Origin of the sequence: Roseateles saccharophilus (genome assembly GCF_031458095.1) — a bacterium.
Taxonomy (GTDB): Bacteria; Pseudomonadota; Gammaproteobacteria; order Burkholderiales; family Burkholderiaceae_C; genus Pelomonas; species Pelomonas saccharophila_A.
In genome coordinates, this window is sequence record NZ_JAVDXU010000001.1 from 1,605,717 (window position 1) to 1,621,685 (window position 15,969).

At 68.6% G+C, this 15,969-nt stretch carries 15 protein-coding genes; 6 read left to right on the top strand and 9 right to left on the bottom strand.

Annotation, left to right across the window (positions count from 1 at the left end):
- Nucleotides 1–11: 11 nt before the first annotated feature.
- Both J2X20_RS07470 and J2X20_RS07475 read left to right on the top strand, forming a co-directional pair.
- Nucleotides 12–815 carry a substrate-binding domain-containing protein gene (locus J2X20_RS07470; protein ID WP_310262995.1) on the top strand — a complete coding sequence of 268 codons (804 nt, stop codon included), beginning with the start codon at nt 12–14 and terminating at the stop codon, nt 813–815.
- A 41-nt stretch (nt 816–856) separates the two neighbouring features.
- Nucleotides 857–1,879 (top strand): DctP family TRAP transporter solute-binding subunit, encoded by a 1,023-nt coding sequence (locus J2X20_RS07475; RefSeq protein ID WP_310262996.1) that lies wholly within the window; start codon nt 857–859, stop codon nt 1,877–1,879.
- Between the two features lie 125 nt (nt 1,880–2,004).
- Here J2X20_RS07475 and J2X20_RS07480 read toward each other — a convergent pair whose 3' ends face one another.
- From J2X20_RS07480 to J2X20_RS07520, 9 genes are all read right to left on the bottom strand, one after another.
- Nucleotides 2,005–3,321 (bottom strand): ABC transporter permease, encoded by a 1,317-nt coding sequence (locus tag J2X20_RS07480; RefSeq protein ID WP_310262998.1) that lies wholly within the window; start codon nt 3,319–3,321, stop codon nt 2,005–2,007.
- A gap of 2 nt (nt 3,322–3,323) precedes the next feature.
- Nucleotides 3,324–4,493, bottom strand: coding sequence for an ABC transporter permease (locus J2X20_RS07485; RefSeq protein ID WP_310262999.1), 1,170 nt, complete (start codon nt 4,491–4,493; stop codon nt 3,324–3,326).
- A gap of 13 nt (nt 4,494–4,506) precedes the next feature.
- Entirely contained in the window at nt 4,507–5,199 is a 693-nt protein-coding gene (locus tag J2X20_RS07490; RefSeq protein ID WP_310263001.1) for an ABC transporter ATP-binding protein, read from the bottom strand.
- 4 nt (nt 5,200–5,203) lie between these two features.
- On the bottom strand, nt 5,204–6,424 hold the full coding sequence (locus J2X20_RS07495) for an efflux RND transporter periplasmic adaptor subunit (protein ID WP_310263002.1): 1,221 nt from the start codon (nt 6,422–6,424) through the stop codon (nt 5,204–5,206).
- A gap of 200 nt (nt 6,425–6,624) precedes the next feature.
- The gene (locus J2X20_RS07500) at nt 6,625–7,137 is read right to left on the bottom strand and encodes a YfiR family protein (protein ID WP_310263004.1); all 513 of its coding nucleotides are present in this window, start codon (nt 7,135–7,137) and stop codon (nt 6,625–6,627) included.
- Nucleotides 7,134–9,062: a TonB-dependent receptor plug domain-containing protein gene (locus tag J2X20_RS07505; RefSeq protein ID WP_310263006.1), complete on the bottom strand. Its 1,929-nt coding sequence runs from the start codon at nt 9,060–9,062 to the stop codon at nt 7,134–7,136. Before J2X20_RS07505 ends, J2X20_RS07500 begins: the two co-directional genes overlap by 4 nt.
- 16 nt (nt 9,063–9,078) lie before the next feature.
- On the bottom strand, nt 9,079–10,371 hold the full coding sequence (locus tag J2X20_RS07510) for a diguanylate cyclase domain-containing protein (RefSeq protein ID WP_310263007.1): 1,293 nt from the start codon (nt 10,369–10,371) through the stop codon (nt 9,079–9,081).
- Nucleotides 10,352–10,999, bottom strand: coding sequence for a response regulator (locus J2X20_RS07515; protein ID WP_310263010.1), 648 nt, complete (start codon nt 10,997–10,999; stop codon nt 10,352–10,354). The genes J2X20_RS07510 and J2X20_RS07515 overlap by 20 nt, the downstream gene beginning before the upstream one ends.
- The gene (locus J2X20_RS07520; protein ID WP_310263012.1) at nt 10,996–12,153 is read right to left on the bottom strand and encodes a hybrid sensor histidine kinase/response regulator; all 1,158 of its coding nucleotides are present in this window, start codon (nt 12,151–12,153) and stop codon (nt 10,996–10,998) included. Before J2X20_RS07520 ends, J2X20_RS07515 begins: the two co-directional genes overlap by 4 nt.
- 199 nt (nt 12,154–12,352) lie before the next feature.
- On the opposite strand from J2X20_RS07520, the gene J2X20_RS07525 reads away from it, so the two are divergent.
- The 4 genes from J2X20_RS07525 to J2X20_RS07540 are packed head-to-tail and all read left to right on the top strand — an operon-like array spanning nt 12,353 to nt 15,932.
- Complete coding sequence (locus tag J2X20_RS07525) at nt 12,353–12,820, top strand: hypothetical protein (RefSeq protein WP_310263014.1); 468 nt, start codon at nt 12,353–12,355, stop codon at nt 12,818–12,820.
- A 53-nt stretch (nt 12,821–12,873) separates the two neighbouring features.
- Nucleotides 12,874–13,236: a response regulator gene (locus J2X20_RS07530; RefSeq protein WP_056199337.1), complete on the top strand. Its 363-nt coding sequence runs from the start codon at nt 12,874–12,876 to the stop codon at nt 13,234–13,236.
- Between the two features lie 25 nt (nt 13,237–13,261).
- Nucleotides 13,262–15,385: a chemotaxis protein CheA gene (locus tag J2X20_RS07535; RefSeq protein WP_310263019.1), complete on the top strand. Its 2,124-nt coding sequence runs from the start codon at nt 13,262–13,264 to the stop codon at nt 15,383–15,385.
- A 25-nt stretch (nt 15,386–15,410) separates the two neighbouring features.
- Nucleotides 15,411–15,932 (top strand): chemotaxis protein CheW, encoded by a 522-nt coding sequence (locus J2X20_RS07540; protein WP_310263021.1) that lies wholly within the window; start codon nt 15,411–15,413, stop codon nt 15,930–15,932.
- The last annotated feature ends 37 nt before the right edge of the window (nt 15,933–15,969 follow it).

Genomic DNA, 15,969 nt, shown 5'->3' on the forward strand with positions numbered 1-15,969 from the left:
GGAGACAAGCCATGAATCCCACGCGCTGCAGCCATCAGCCGCTGCCCCGAATCGCCCTTTTCCTCATCACCAGCCTGCTACTGATGCTGGCCGGCCCCGTCGCCCGGGCCGACGAGGTGCGCGTCGTCAGCTCCGGCGGCTTCGCCGCCGCCTACAAGGCCCTGGCACCGGCGTTCGAAAAGGCCACCGGGCACACCCTGATCAGCGGCTGGGGCCCATCGATGGGCGAGACGAAGAACGCGATCCCCCAGCGGCTGGCGCGACAGGAGCCCATCGACGTGGTGATCATGGTGGGCAGCGCCCTGGACCAACTCGTGGCCCGGGGACAGCTCGATGGCACCACCCGCACGGTGCTGGCCAGCTCGCGCATCGCCCTGGCCGTGCGCCACGGTGCGCCGCAACCCGCCATCGCCACGGTGGAGCAGCTAAAAGACGCGCTGATCGCGGCCAAGTCCATCGCCTACTCCGACAGCGCCAGCGGCGTCTACCTTTCGCAGGTGCTGTTCCCGCGACTGGGCCTGGCCGAGGCCTTGAAAAACAAGGCACGCATGATCCCCGCCGAACCCGTGGGCCAGGTGGTGGCGCGTGGTGACGCGGAGCTCGGCTTCCAGCAGCTCAGCGAGTTGCAGCACATCGAGGGCATCGACGTGGTCGGCCTGTTGCCCGAGGCCGCGCAGGAGGTGACCCTGTTCTCGGCCGCGGTAGTCCAGGGCGCCGCTCACGCCCAGGCAGGTCAGGCCCTTATCCGCTTTCTGGCCTCGCCCGACGCGGCACCCATCATCGACGCCACCGGCTTGACCGCCACCCGCCGCTGAGTCGCTGCTCGCGCCCATTCACAACGATCTGGAGACCTCCCATGACACGTCGCCCCTTTCTGCAGGCCAGCCTGGCCGTCGGCCTGACTTGCGCCCTCACCCCCACCCTCAGCCACGCCCAATCGGCCCCCATCCTCATCAAGTTCAGCCATGTGGCCACGGCGGATACGCCCAAGGGCCAGGGCGCCGAGCGCTTCAAGAAGCTGGCCGAGGAACGCACCAAGGGACGGGTCAAGGTCGAGGTCTATCCCAACAGCCAGCTCTACAAGGACAAGGAAGAGCTGGAGGCGCTGCAGCTGGGCTCGGTGCAGATGCTGGCGCCCTCGGTGTCCAAGTTCGGACCTTTCGGCATCAAGGAGTTCGAAGTCTTTGACCTGCCCTTCGTGACGCCGGACCAGGCCAGCTACCAGAAGGCGGTCGGTGGCGATTTCGGCAGCGCGATGCTGAAGAAACTGGACGCCAAGGGCGTGCACGGCCTGGCGTATTGGGACGCCGGCTTTCGCGTCATCACCGCCAACAAGCCGCTGCGCAAACCCGAGGACTTCAAGGGCCTGAAGATCCGCATCAACTCGTCCAAGGTGATCGACGCGCAAATGCGGGCCCTGGGCGTCATGCCTCAGACCCTGGCGTTCTCCGAGGTCTACCAGGCGCTGCAAACCGGCGTGGTGGATGGGGCCGACGTGACGCTGTCCAACGTCTACACCCAGAAGCTGTACGAGGTGCAGAAGTATGTGACGCTGCTGCATCACTCGCACCAGGCCTATGCGGTGGTGGTCAACCGCAAGTTCTGGGAGGGGCTGCCCAAGGACCTCCGGACCGCGCTGGAGTCCGCCATGGCCGACGCGACCACCTACGCCAACGGCCTGACCCTGGCCGAAGAGCGCAACGCCTACGACAAGATCAAGGCGGCCGGCAAGGCCGCGCTGGTCGAGCCCACGCCGGCCGAGCGCGACGCCATCCGCGCCGTGATGGTGCAGACTCACAAGGACATGGAGGGCCGCCTGGGTCGTGACACCATGCAGGCGTTGTACAAGGCGACTGAGTTCAACGTCGGCAAGCGCTGAGCCAAGCCCCCAGGGGGCGCCGGCTGCGTGCACCGCCGCCTTGGCAAGGCTGAACGCCACGCGTCGCGAATCCAGGGGGAGCCATCCTGACGCGGCCGCTCCCCCTGCATCGCGCTACTACCGCATCAAGCCTCGCGCAGCGCGGTCGTCACCGGCAGGCTTGCCGCCCGCACCGCCGGGAACAGCCCGCCGACAAAGCCGATGGCCAGGGCCCACTTGATGCCCTCCCACAGCAGGCCCGGCGACACGGCCAGGTTGAAGCTGAGCTTGCCGACCGAGCCGGCCGCCATCGTCGAGGCCTCGAAGCCGTTGAACAGCAGCCAGGCCACCCCGCCGCCGATGAGGCCGCCGATCAGGGCCAGCAGCGTCGTCTCCAGCATCACCGCGATGACGACCGGCAAGCCGCGAAAGCCGATGGCGCGCAGCGTGGCGATCTCGCGGGCCCGTGCCGCCACGGCCGCGAACATGGTGTTCAACGCGCCGAAGATCGCGCCCACGGCCATGATGGAGCCCACCGTGATGCCGATGATGCGCAGGATCTTGGTCATCTGCTCGCTCTGCTTGGCGAAGAATTCCAGCGTCGTGCTGGCCTTGACCTTGAGCTGGGGGTTGTTCTCCAGCGCCTCGCTGAAGGCCTTGATGGCCGCCGGGTTCTCGAGCTTGACCGTGGCCGAATTGCGGCCGCTGCCGCGCTTGTAGCTGTCGTTGACGACATTGGCGTCGGCCCACAGCTCCGACTCCATCGCGTCGCCGGAGGCAAAGATGCCGACGATGGTCCAGGGCTGGTTGCCCAGCTTCAGCGTGTCGCCAACCTTGAGCCCTGCGAACTGCCGCACCGCGCCCTTGCCGACGATGATCTCGCGCAGACCCGGCTGGAAGGTCCTGCCCTCGATGATCTTGGCATTCGGCCGCACGGCGAAGGCGGCTTCGCTGATGCCGCGCACCTGGGCGCTGCCCGACTCGTCGGCCTTGCCGCCCTTGATGGGCAGGTTGGCCGCCACCACGGTCTCGGCCGAGACGATGGGCTCGCCCTTGGCGTTCTTGGCCACGCCAGGCGCCTGCTCGATCTGCAGCACGTCCTCGCGGCTCAAGGACGACGACACCTCGTTGGCCGAAGCGCCACGCATGACGATGGCCGTGTCGGTGCTGCCGGAGTTGCGCAGCGTCTGGGCATAGCCCTCCGCCATGGCCAAGAGGGCCACCAGCACGCCCACCACGCCGGCGATGCCGACGACGATGACGGCCGAGGAGCCCAGGCGTTGGGTCAGCGTGCTGATGCCCACCGAGGCCACGGAGCGGGTCTGCATGCCGGTGCGGAACAGCAGCATCCACAGGCCCAGCAGGGCCGCCAGCGCAAGAGCGCCATACCAGGGCAGGAAGATCCAGCCCACCAGCATCAGGACGGTGAGGACAAAGAGTCCGAGATTCTTGAGGAATTTCATCGTCATGCCCTCCCGGCCAGTGCATCGGTGATGTTGACGCGCATGGCGCGCAGGGCCGGCAAGGCGCCGACGGCCAGGCCGAAGAAGAGGGCCAGGCCGACGCCGATCAGCCAGCTGACCAGGCCCGCGGCCGGCAGGTTGAGCGCGCCGCCGCTGCCGGCGCTGACGATGGGGCCGATGACGCTGGCCAGGCCCAGGCCGATGACGCCGCCGATCAGCAGCAGCAGCACTGACTCGGCCAGCACCATGGACAGCACGCTCTCGCCCGAGAACCCGAGGGTCTTGAGCACGGCGATCTCGCCGGTGCGCTCGCGCACGGCCTGCATCATGGTGTTGCCGGCCAGCAGCAGCAGCGTGAAGAAGACGGCGCCCATGATGGAGGTGACGATGAGATTGATGTCGGCCACCTGCTTCATCCAGCTGGACATGGCGGCCTGCTCGGTCAGCGTGCGCGTCTCGTGGTCGGAATTGGCCGAGATCTCGTCGATGGCCTTGAGCACGCGGTCGGCCTGGTTGACGTCCTTGACACGCGTCACATACCAGCCCACCTGGCCCTGGTTCCAGGGCGTGGTGTCGTCGAAATACTTCCAGTTCAGCAGGAACATCTGGTCCCACCAGCCGGCGGTCTTCCTGTCGGCCACATGGATGATGCCGACGATCTTGAAGGGCCAGTTCTGGCTGCCGCTCTTGTCCGGGAAGATGGTGGACTGCATGGGCACCTGGTCACCCACCTTCCAGCCGAAGCGCCGCGCCAGACCCTCGCCGATGAGGGCCCCGTCCTTGGTCTCGGCAAAGGCCTTGCGGTGCTCGGCCGAGACTTCCATCTCGGGATAGATGTCGAGATAGTTGGGCGCGACGGCGAAGCTGAAGACCTGGTTCTCGGGCTTCTGGTAGGCGCCGCCGAACCAGTTGGCGAAGGTGGTGTCCTTGACGCCGTCGATCTGCGTGATGCGGGCGCCGAGGGACATCGGCAGCAGCTGGATGAAGCTGATCTTGGCGCCGGTCTGCAGGCGCTGGGCGCCGTTGGCGCTCTGGCCGGCCTGCTCGAAGCCGACGCGCACCGCGTCCAGCAGGCCGAACAGCAGGAAGGCCGTGATGATGGACACCAGGGTCAGGAAGGTGCGCCCCTTGCGCCTGAACAGCGCCGCCCAGATGAGGTGGAGGTATTTCATGGCGTCACCTCACTCAGGCGGTGGCTTCTGCCTGTTCGACCAGGGTGCCCTTGTCCAGATGCAGGGTGTGGCTGGCGCGGGCGGCGGCGCGCGGGTCGTGGGTGACCATGACGATGGTCTTGCCATGCTCGCGATTCAGCGCCTGCAGCAGGGTCAGCACGTCCTCGGCGGACTGGCGGTCCAGGTCGCCGGTGGGTTCGTCACAGACCAGCAGCGTCGGGTCGGACACGATGGCCCGGGCGATGGAGACGCGCTGCTGCTGGCCGCCCGACAGCTCGGTCGGCTTGTGCGTGGCGCGGTCGGCCAGGCCGACCAGCTGCAGCGCAATCGCCGCGCGCTTCTTGCGCTCAGCCGCAGACAGCTTGGTCAGCAGCAGCGGCAGCTCGACGTTCTTCTGCGCCGACAGCGTCGGCATCAGGTTGTAGAACTGGAAGACGAAGCCGACCCGCGAGGCCCGCCACTTGGCCAGGGCCGCGCCCGACAGCTTGTCGATGCGCTCACCGCCCACGCTGATGGCGCCGCCGCTGGGCGCGTCCAGCCCGCCCATCAGATTGAGCAGCGTCGTCTTGCCCGAGCCCGAGGGGCCCATCAGCGCGAGGAAGTCGCCCTGCTGCACATCGAGGTCGATGTGGTGCAGCACTTCCACCTTCTGCTTGCCGCGGGTGTAGACCTTGGACAGGTCACGGATCTCGATCAGTGCGCTCATCTCTTCAGTCCTTCTTCACGATGTTGGAACCCTGCTTCAACTCGGCCGGCGGCGACACGACCACCGTCTCGCCCGCCTTCAACCCGCTGGTGACCAGCTTGAACTTGCCCTGGTCCGCGCCGAGCTTGACGGCGCGCTGCTCCGCGCGGTCGTCATGGACGACGAAGACGGCGTCGCTGCCGTCGCGCTGCACCAGCGCGTCCGGCGGCAGCAGCACGCCCGGCACCACCGCCGCCTCGGCCTTGGGCTTGGTGGCCAGGAAGCTCACGCGCACGCCCATGTCGGGCACGACGCGGTCGTCCTTCTTTTCCAGCGCCACCCTCACCTTGACGGTGGCTTTGCCGCGGTCGGCGCTCGGGATGACGGCGACGACGTGGGCCGGGATCTTCCAATCCGGGTAGGCGTCGAGCACGGCCTCGCAGGGCATGTCGGCCTTGACCTGGGCGATATAGGCTTCGTTGACGTCGACATTCACTTCCAGCGAGTCCATGTCGACGATGGTGCCCACGCCGGTGCGCGTGAAGCCGCCGCCGGCGGACAGCGGCGAGATGATCTCGCCGACCTGGGCCGCGCGGGCCGTGACGACACCGTCGAACGGCGCCTTCACGGTGGCGTAGTCGAAGTTGACACGGGCCTGGCGGGCCTGGGCCTGGGCCGCCTCGATCTGGCGCTGCGCGGCCTCCAGCTGGGCGCTGACGGTCTTCACCGCGGTGGCGGCCTGCTCGCGGGACTGGCGCGTCGTCATGCCGCTGGCGTTCAGCTCGGCCTGGCGGCGCTCGTCGGCCTGGGCCTGGGCGAGCTGGGCGCGCAATTGGCCGAGATTGGCTTCGGCGGTGCGGATCTGGGCCTCGGCGGCGGCAAGGCCCGCCCTCAGGCCGGTGTCGTCCAGCCGCGCCAGCACCTGGCCCTTCTTGACCTTGAAGCCCTCGTCGATGAGAACCTCGGTCAGCGTGCCGGTCATCTGGGCCGAGACGGTGGCCATGCGGCGCGCCGTCACATAGCCCGTGGCCTGCAGCACGGCATCGGCGCTGGCGCCCTGGCCGTTGGCGCGGACCGTGGCCGTCTGCACCGGGATGGGCTTGTTCCCCGATAGCCACCACCAGGCCCAGGCCCCGCCCGCGGCCAGCAGCACGAGGGCCACCACCAGGGCCCAAACCCATTTGGGCGGCCCGCCGCCGTCATGGTCCTCGCGATGCGCACCGTCGATGCGCAACTCCTTCAGCAATCCGGTATCGATGACACGCCCCCTGAAAGTCTCGCCCGCCAGACCGCAACGGCCCTCGAACGCACGGCCTGACGGCCACCCACTTGGAACCCGGGGCGCATTGTGCAGGGGCTGCTGCCACAGGGTGTCATCAATCGATAAACGGCGACCTGGGCTGGCGAATCGACAGCCAGGCGGGACGAACGGCAAAACCGTCCGTTTCAGCGCACTTCGCGGGCCAGCTTCAGCACCGGCGCCGCCAGGCTCAAGCCACGCTTGCGGGACTCGCCATGGTTGACGGCAAACGCCATGCCCTGGGGCTCGCTGATGAGGGCGATGCAGACGCCGGCGCGCATGGCCTCGGGGCTGGTCGCGATGACCAGCACCGGCGCATCGCCCACGGCGGCGATCCAGTGGCGCAGCGTCGCCGCATCGGCATGGCCGAGCAGCAACACCTGGCAGTCGCGGGCCGCATCGCGCGGCTCACCGAGCGCCCTCACCCGGAGCTGGGCCGCGCCCACCGGCCGGCTCGTCAGCGCCCGCAGCGCTTCCATGCCGGCGGGCTGCAGCCCGGCCGCGCACAGCGACAGCGTCGGGCTCTCCGCCACCGGCGCCGGCCACTGGGTGTACTGGGCCAGGCGCAGCACGAAGGCGGCGCGCAGCCTGTCCTCGTCCAGGCTGTCGGCCCGCGCCAGCGCGGCGGCTGCGGCCAGCAGGAGCGGCCACAGCCTCAAGGCGCGTCTCCGCGCCAGGTCAGGCCCGCCTGCCAGCGGGTGCCCTGGCGCTGCACGGGGGCGCTGTAGCCGGGGCCGCTGGCCTCGGCATAGGCCCGGCCACCGACATTCTCGGCGCCGACGAAGAAGTCCCAGCGCCGGCTCGGCTGCCACAGCAGATGGGCCTGGTGCTGGGCATAGCCGGGCAGTTGCTCGTCACCGAAGCGCGCCTTGGTGGCCCAGCCGCTCAGGGACAGGCGCAGCGCCGGTCCGGCGACGGGCATCTGCAGTGCCCATTTCAGCGTCTGGCTGGGGCTGTAGGCCTGGTGGCTGCCGTCGGCCGCGGCATTGCGCTGGCCCATCAGGCTGAGCTGCAGCTGCCAGCCCTCGCCCCAGTGGCCGTGCAGGCCCAGCTCGGCGCCACGCGAGTGGGCAACCGCGGTGTTGGCATAGGGCTTGTTGCTGCCCCGCTCGATGAAATTGACGAGATGACTCGTGAACAGCGAGGCCTGCCAGCTCCAGGCGCCCGCCGACAAGCCCGGCAGCGGCCCCTGCCAGGCCAGCTCCAGCGTGCGCAGCCGCTCGGGACGCGGCGCTTCGGCCTCGGCGCTCTGGTTGAGCGCCCGCTCGAAACGGTTGGGGGCGCGGAAGGCCGTGCCCCACATCAGCTTCAGGCTCTGGCCCGGCTCGGGCGACCAGACCCAGGCCGCGCGCGGGTTCCAGCTGGAGTCACCGCCGTGAACGCCGTCCTGGCGCAGGCCCAGCACGAGGCGCTGACGCTCGGCAAGCCGCCATTCGTCCTGCAGATAGAAGCCCAGGCGCTGGGACGCGTAGTTCTCGTCGGACGGCGTCTCACCCAGATAGACATAGCGGAAGCGCTGCACGCCGTCCCGCTGCCAGTCCATGCCAACGCTGGTGGTGTGGCTGTCGCCAGCGGGGCCACCCCAGGCGCGCGCCAGGCGCAGCTCGGCCAGCCACCAGCGGCCCAGGGCCTCGAAGCGGCTGGTGCGCAGCTCGGCCTCGTTGTCGTCGGCCTGCTCCGAGCGGTAGCGCGACTGCTGCCAGGCCAGGCCCAGGTGCAGGTCCCAATCGGCGGCGCGCCCCTCCCAGCCGGCCTGGGCGAACTGTTCGCGCAGGGAGTTGACGCTGCCGGTGATGTCGCCCGACTTCGGCAGGAAGCTGTAGAGGCCGCGTTCGCGTTGCACGCCACCCACCCGCAGCGACAGGCCGCCGCTGCGGCCGCCCAGCAGCCAGCGTCGCGCGCGGTCCCATTCCAGCGGCTGCAGGCGGGCCCGGTATTCCTCGGGCTCGCCGAACAGCAGCGGTGTGTGGGGCTCCTCGTCGCTGCTGAAGGCAGCCAGCCACTCGGCGCCGCTGTCCAGGCGCTGGGCATAGCTCAGCCGCGTGCTGACCTGGCCGCGCGGCGACAGCACCACGTGGGCCTGGGGGCCGGCCAGGGTGTCGGCGCGCTGGGTGACGATGTTGACGACGCCCAGCAGCGCATTGCCGCCATACAGGGCCGAGCCTGGCCCGGGCGTGAACTCGACGCGCTCGATGAGGCTGACGTCGACATAGAACTCGCGGTTGATCGGGCCGCCGTCGTAGAGGTTGTCGTTCAGCCTCAGGCCGTCGAGCAGGAAGAGGACGCGGCCATTGAAGTCGCCGGGCGCGACGCCGCGCACGGCTACGCGCGTGAACTCGTCGTCCTCGCGCACCTCCAGGCCCGGCATGCGGCGCAGCACGTCGCCCAGCGTGCGCAGGCCCAGCCGGGCGATGTCCTGGCGGCTGACCACATGGGTGACGGCGGGCGCCAGGTCGGCGCTCTGGGCCTGGCGCGAGGCGGTGCTGACCGACACGTCGGCGGCCGCGCCGCGGCGCTCGGTGCGCAGCAGGTCTTCGAGTGAGGGGAGTTCGCCCGTCTGCGCCAGGGCGGGAGCGCCCGCCAACAGCAGGGCGCAGAGTTCAAGGGCCCGCAGCAGGCGCGCGGCTCGCCCTGCGGTAAGTGTTCTTGCCGGCATGCTTGGCAGCGTACATGGCGGCATCGGCGGCGCACAGCAGGGACTCGGGGTCGGTTGCGTCATCAGGCACGAAAGCCAGGCCCACGGTGGCCCCGACGGGCTGGACCTGGCCCTGGACGACCAGCGGCTCGCGCACGCTGGTGATCAGCCGGCCCGCCAACTGCTCCACGGCGTCGGGTTCGGCCACGTCGGCCACCAGCAGGGCGAATTCGTCGCCGCCGAGGCGGAACAGGGTGTCGCTGGCGCGCAGCACGCTGCCCATGCGCCGGCTGACCTCGACCAGGACGGCGTCCCCCGCCGCATGGCCCAGGCTGTCGTTGACATGCTTGAAGTTGTCCAGGTCGATGAAGAGCAGGGCCAGGCGTTGCCCGCCGACATGTCCCGGGTGATGCAGGTCGACAAACAGGCGCTCCAGCGTCAGCTCGAAGGCCAGGCGGTTGGGCAGGCCGGTCAGGGTGTCGCGATGGGCCAGCTGTTGCATGGCACGGCCGGTCTGCTGCTCCTGCGCGAGCTGCTGGTTCATGTCCTCGTGCCAGACCTCGATGCGCCTGAGCATGCCGTTGAAGCGCTCGGCCAGACGCCCCACTTCGTCATGCTCGCGCACGGGGGCGCGCAGGCTGTAGTCCTGGCTGGTGGCGACCCGCTCGGCCAGGCGTGACAGGGCGATCAGCGGCGCCAGCGCGCGGCGCTGCGTCCAGCGCAGCAGCAGGCTGGCGCCCAGCAGGGACAGGGCCAGCACGGTGACGGCCCCGGCGGCCAGGCGCAGCAGGGTCGCGTTCAGCGCTTCAAATGACTCGGCCCAGGCCAGGCTGCCGATGCGCTCGCCATGCAATTGCACCGGCACGACCAGGCGCAGCCCCTGCCAGCGGACCTGCACCGGCGTGTCGCTCCAGGGCGCCGAGGCGGCCGCGTCGGGCCAGTGGGCAAAGGTTTCGCCGCCGGGCTCGCGCACGACCAGGTTCTGCAAGCCCTCGCGGCGGCTGAAGGCGATCAGGGCGTCGCGCGTGGCTTGCTGGTCGTGGAAGGCCAGGGCCGGCGCGACGTTCTCGGCCAGCAACTGGGCCGACTGCTCGGCGCTCTTGAGTTGGGCCTCGCGCAGGCTCAGGTACACCCAGCCGGCCAGGGCCAGGGAACTCAGCAGCAGGGCGGCGCCCATGACGGCGACGCTGAGCCGCGTCAGCCGCCTGACCAGCGACGGCCGGCGACGCGAACGCCTCTCAGCTGGCGACGAGGCCATTGCGGATGGCATAAACCGTCAACTCGGAGTTGTTCGTCAGGCCCAGCTTTTCCAGCACGCGGGCGCGATACACGCTGACGGTCTTGGGGCTGAGCATCAGCTCCTCGGCGATGTCCGAGAGGCGCTTGCCGGAGGCGATCATGACCAGGGTCTGCAGCTCGCGGTCAGACAGCTTGTGGTGGGCCTGCTCGGTGACGGGCGCGGTCAGGCTCTCGACCAGCATCTGGGCGATCTCGGGCGTCACGTATTTGCGGCCCTGGGCCACGGTGCGCACGGCCTGCACGAGCGTCGCCGGGTCGCCGCCCTTGTTCACGTAGCCGTAGGCGCCGGCCTTCAGCGCGCGGATGGCGTACTGGTCTTCCGGGTACATGGAGACGATCAGCGTGCGCACCGGGTTGCCCTCGTCCTTGAGCACATGCAGCACGTCCAGGCCGCTGCGGCCCGGCATGTTGATGTCCAGCACCAGCACGTCGCAGGGGTTGTCCTTGCCCAGGGTGTGCAACAGGCCGCGCAGCTCGGTGTAGTCGCCGGCTTCGCCGACGACCTCGATGTCCTGGGCGTCGGCCAGGGTGTCGCGGATGCCGCGGCGGATCAGGCCATGGTCGTCACAGAGGATGACGCGGATCACACACGCCCCCAGATGGAGTTGCCGTCATCCTTGCTGAAGTCGGTCGAGTCGTCCAGCGCGTCGATGGCGTCCTGGGCCAGGGGCACGGTCAGGATGAGGCTGGTGCCGCCGCCCGGCGGACTGGACAGGTCGACCCAGCCCCCCACCGTCGCGGCGCGCTCGTGCAGGCCGCGGATGCCGAAGGATCTCTCCTTGGCAAGGTCGTTGGCCCCCATGCCGCGGCCGTTGTCGCGGATCTCCAGCGTCAGCACACCGGAGTCCTGGCTGAGTTCGATGTCGACCCGGGTCGCGAGGGCGTGCTTGGATACATTGGTCAGCGCCTCCTGGGCGGTACGGTAGGCGACGAGGGGGACGCCGGAGGGCAGCTCCAGCCTCTCTTCGCCGATGCGCAGGCCGGCCTCGATGCCGGTGCGGCGCTCGAAGCGCGCCGTCATCCATTGCAGGGCCGCCACCAGGCCCTGCTCCAGGATGGCGGGGCGCAGGTTGTGCATGATGCGCTGGCTGGCCTCGATGGCGGCATTGACCGTCTCCAGGGCCGCGGCGACGCGCGCCCGCACCTCGGGCTCCTGGGCGTGGCGATCGATCCAGGCGAGGTCGAACTTGACGGCCGTCAGAGACCCGCCGACGTCGTCATGGATCTCGCGCGCGATGGCCGCCCGCTCCAGCTCGACGCTGGTCTGCAGATGGCCGGCCAGCTGGTGCAGGCGCTGCTTGGACTTGACCAGCTCGTGGTCGGCGGCGACGCGGGCGCGCTCGTTCTCGGCCGCGTCGATGGCGTGCAGCAGGGCCGGCGCCAGGCGGTTGAGGTTGTTCTTCAGCAGATAGTCGGAGGCGCCATTGCGCATCGCGCCCACGGCCGTGTCTTCGCCGATCTCGCCCGACACCAGGATGAAGGGCGTGAGCAAACGGCGTTCCTTCAAGGCCTCCAGCACGTCCAGGCCCGTGAAGCCCGGCAGGTTGTAGTCCGAGATGATGGCGTCCCAGCAGCGATCGAGCGCGGCCAGCACGGCCGGCAGCGCGTCCAGCCTGTCCATCTCGACCTTGAGCCCGGCACGGGTCAATTGGGCGAGGATGAGTTGATGGTCGAGTTCCGAGTCCTCGACATGCAACAAGCGCAGGACGCGGGGCGCCTGCTCCACACCAGAAATCGTCATGGGGGCGCAGTATGCCGCCGCTCGCGGCATATGGCCCGGCGCCACACTCGACCCGGTTCAGACCGGTAATACGGCTCGTTCTCGCGACATCTCAAGGTCGACAGGGGCCGAAAAAGAGGTGAACATGCCATGATGCATTCGCCCTGAGGGTATTCACAGGGCTTTGGAAAAAGAAGCAGCATCCCCTCGCGGAGACACGATGCAGACAGAACCTTCCACCGCCGCTGAATTCGATGGAGCCGTGGCCGCCATGCCGCTGCTGGCGGCCGCGGAACTGCAGGATCACCTGATGACGGTGACCAACGACCTCGAGCGCCTGCAACGCCTGCTGGACGACGCCGGCGAAGCCCTGTCCAGCCATTTCTACAGTGCCTCCAACCAGGCCATGACGCTGCTCAGCGCCAGCGACGGCACGTCGGCCTCCGAAGGCCTGAAGCAGATCATGCAGGACATCGCCGGTGCCATCACCGCCCTGCAGTTCCAGGACATGGCGACGCAGTTGATCGCCCACACCAGCCAGCGCCTGCGCAATTGTTCCGACCAGCTCGCCCGCGACACCTTCGGCATGGATGACGAGGACGGCGCCGCCGTCGTCGAGATCGCGCCGCTGCGGCCCAACCCGGTCACGCAGGACGAGATGGACGCCGGCTCCATCGAACTCTTCTGAATCCCCCCGCCAATCTCAGCCCCCAGGCAACACGTCCTCTCGGAGAAAACTAAATGCACTCAATCCTCGCTGTCGACGACTCGGCCTCGATGCGCCAGATGGTGGCCTTCACGCTCAAGAACGCCGGCTTCAACGTGGTGGAAGCGGTGGACGGGCAGGACGCCTGGGAAAAATCCGGCCAGCGCGACTTCGACCTCGTGCTGACCGACCAGAACATGCCGCGCATGGATGGCATCAGCCTGACCAAGAAGCTGCGCGAGAACCCCAAGTTCAAGACCACGCCCATCCTCATCCTGACCACCGAGTCCAGCGACGCGATGAAGCAGGCGGGCCGTGCCGCCGGCGCCACCGGCTGGCTGGTCAAGCCCTTCGACCCGGCCAAGCTGATCGAGGTGATCGGCAAGGTCATCCGCTGAAGACCAAGTCAGGGGAGCACCAGCCATGGGTGACATGACCTCAGAAGGCGCCAGCATCAGTGCCGGCATCGACCTCAGCCAGTTCTACCAGGTCTTCTTCGAGGAGGCTGGCGAGAACCTCGACAACATGGAGCAGTTGCTGCTCAATGTGAATGTCGAAGCGGCCGACGACGAAGAGCTGAACGCCATCTTCCGCTGCGCCCACTCCATCAAGGGGGGCGCGGCGACCTTCGGCTTCAGCGACGTCGCCGAGCTGACCCACCAGATGGAGACGCTGCTGGACAAGCTGCGCCGCCACGAGCTGCAGCCCAATGCCGCCATGGTGGACGTGCTGCTGCAGTCGGGCGACGCCCTGCGCGCCCAGCTCGGCCGCCACCAGGGTTCGGGCGCCGACCCGGTCGACACGACCGATCTGCTGACCAATATCAAGGCCTTCGTCGAGGGCGGCGCTGCACCGGTTGCCGCACCGGCCCCCGTGGCCGCCGCGCCGGCGCCCAAGACCGCTGCTCCCGCCCCCGCCGCCACGGCCGCCAAGCCGGGCACGCGCCTGCTGGAGCTGCAGGTCGGCCCGCTGACCGACCTGAGCCTGGCCGACAACCTCGTCGAGCTGTTCAAGGAAATCACCGACCTCGGCAACATCGAGCCGCTGGACGCCGGCCAGAGCTCGGACGGCATGCGCCGCTTCAAGATCCTGACCAGCTCCACCGACAACGACCTGCTGGACCTGTTCACCTTCCACGTCGCCCGCGAGCAGGTCAAGCTGATTCCGCTCGGCCCCGGCTTCGGCTTCTATGACGGGGCGCCCGGAGCACCGCCGGCCGAGGCGCCGTCCAGCGACCCCGGCTATGGCTTCTTCGATGACGCCCCGGGCGTGCCTGCCGTCGAAGCGGCGGCCGCAGCGGCTCCGGCCCCGACCGCCGCCATCGTGCCGGCCCGCGCCGCCACGCCGGCCAAGACCGAGGCCAAGCCGGCCGCCGGCGGCATGGACCAGACCACGCTGCGCGTGTCGATTGAAAAGGTCGACCAGCTCATCAACCTGGTGGGCGAGCTCGTCATCACCCAGGCCATGCTGGCCCAGAACAGCCGCGAGCTCGATCCGGCGCTCTATCAGCAGCTGACCTCGGGCCTGGCCGACCTGGAGCGCAACACGCGCGACCTGCAGGAATCGGTCATGTCGATCCGGATGATTCCGATGTCGACGGTGTTCAACCGTTTCCCGCGCATGCTGCGCGACCTGGCCGCCAAGCTCGGCAAGAAGGTCGAGCTGGTCACGCAAGGTGAAGCCACCGAGCTGGACAAGAGCCTGGTCGAGAAGATCACCGACCCGCTGACCCACCTGGTGCGCAACAGCTGCGACCACGGCATCGAGATGCCCGAGGACCGCCTCGCCCGCGGCAAGCCCGAGCAGGGCACGATCACGCTGGTCGCCTCCCATCAGGGCGGCAGCATCGTCATCGAGGTGCGCGACGACGGCCGCGGCCTGAACCGCGAGAAGCTCATCAAGAAGGCCCGCGAGAAGGGCATCGACGCGCCGGACAGCATGACCGACGCCGAATGCTGGAACCTGATCTTCGCGCCGGGCTTCTCTACCGCCGAGCAGGTCACCGACGTGTCCGGCCGCGGCGTCGGCATGGACGTGGTCAAGAAGAACATCACGTCCCTGGGCGGCACGGTCGAGATCGACTCCGCCGAAGGCTACGGCATGAAGGTGTCCGTGCGCCTGCCGCTGACGCTGGCCATCATGGACGGCATGAGCGTGGGCGTCGGCGACGAGTGCTACATCCTGCCCCTGTCCTCGGTCGTCGAATCCTTCCAGGTGCAGTCCGACACCATCAAGACCGTCGCCGGCTCCGGCCGCGTCGTCGAGGTGCGTGACGAGTACATGCCCGTCATCGAGCTCGAGAAGGTCTTCGACGTGCCGCGCTTCGACTTCGAGCATGTCAGCTCCATCATGGTCGTCGTGGAGGCCGAAGGCGGCCGCGTCGCCCTGCTGGTGGACGAGCTGCTCGGCCAGCAGCAGGTCGTCGTCAAAAACCTCGAAGCCAATTACCGCAAGGTCAACGACGTGTCGGGCGCCACCATCATGGGCGACGGCCGCGTGGCGCTGATCCTGGACGTCGGCAGCCTGGTGCGCCGCTCGCGCCACTAACCCACCACAACTAGGAGAGGTCTGCATGGAAGCCAACGTCCCTGCCCTGCGCCAACAAGGCGCCGTCACTACCAAGGCCCACGGCCCCAAGAGCGGCGAATACCTGACCTTCCGCCTCGGCTCCGAGGAATACGGCATCGACATCCTGAAAGTGCAGGAGATCCGTTCCTACGAGCAGCCCACGCGCATCGCCAATGCGCCGGACTTCATCAAGGGCGTCGTCAACCTGCGCGGCGTCATCGTGCCCATCGTCGACCTGCGCCTCAAGCTGAATTGCGCGACGGCCGAGTACAACAGCTTCACGGTCGTCATCGTGCTGAACGTGAAGAATCGCGTCGTTGGTGCCGTCGTGGACTCGGTCTCCGACGTGCTGGAACTGAGCCGCGACGCGATCAAGCCGGCACCCGAGCTGAGCTCGGCGTCGGTGGACACCAGCTTCATCACCGGCATCGGCTCGGTCGGCGATCGCATGCTGATCCTGATGGACATCGAAGGCCTGATGAGCAGCGCCGAGATGGGCCTGATGGATGCGGCCGTCGCCGCCTGATCACCGAGCCCTGATTCCCGTTCGCGCACCTCGGCCA

What these genes read in the sequence shown, in the direction of transcription:
- J2X20_RS07520 (WP_310263012.1), bottom strand. Translation starts at nt 12,153, where the DNA reads ATGACGATTTCTGGTGTGGAGCAGGCGCCCCGCGTCCTGCGCTTGTTG.
- J2X20_RS07480 (WP_310262998.1), bottom strand. Translation starts at nt 3,321, where the DNA reads ATGAAATTCCTCAAGAATCTCGGACTCTTTGTCCTCACCGTCCTGATG.
- J2X20_RS07525 (WP_310263014.1), top strand. Translation starts at nt 12,353, where the DNA reads ATGCAGACAGAACCTTCCACCGCCGCTGAATTCGATGGAGCCGTGGCC.
- J2X20_RS07485 (WP_310262999.1), bottom strand. Translation starts at nt 4,493, where the DNA reads ATGAAATACCTCCACCTCATCTGGGCGGCGCTGTTCAGGCGCAAGGGG.
- J2X20_RS07510 (WP_310263007.1), bottom strand. Translation starts at nt 10,371, where the DNA reads ATGGCCTCGTCGCCAGCTGAGAGGCGTTCGCGTCGCCGGCCGTCGCTG.
- J2X20_RS07530 (WP_056199337.1), top strand. Translation starts at nt 12,874, where the DNA reads ATGCACTCAATCCTCGCTGTCGACGACTCGGCCTCGATGCGCCAGATG.
- J2X20_RS07475 (WP_310262996.1), top strand. Translation starts at nt 857, where the DNA reads ATGACACGTCGCCCCTTTCTGCAGGCCAGCCTGGCCGTCGGCCTGACT.
- J2X20_RS07470 (WP_310262995.1), top strand. Translation starts at nt 12, where the DNA reads ATGAATCCCACGCGCTGCAGCCATCAGCCGCTGCCCCGAATCGCCCTT.
- J2X20_RS07540 (WP_310263021.1), top strand. Translation starts at nt 15,411, where the DNA reads ATGGAAGCCAACGTCCCTGCCCTGCGCCAACAAGGCGCCGTCACTACC.
- J2X20_RS07535 (WP_310263019.1), top strand. Translation starts at nt 13,262, where the DNA reads ATGGGTGACATGACCTCAGAAGGCGCCAGCATCAGTGCCGGCATCGAC.
- J2X20_RS07490 (WP_310263001.1), bottom strand. Translation starts at nt 5,199, where the DNA reads ATGAGCGCACTGATCGAGATCCGTGACCTGTCCAAGGTCTACACCCGC.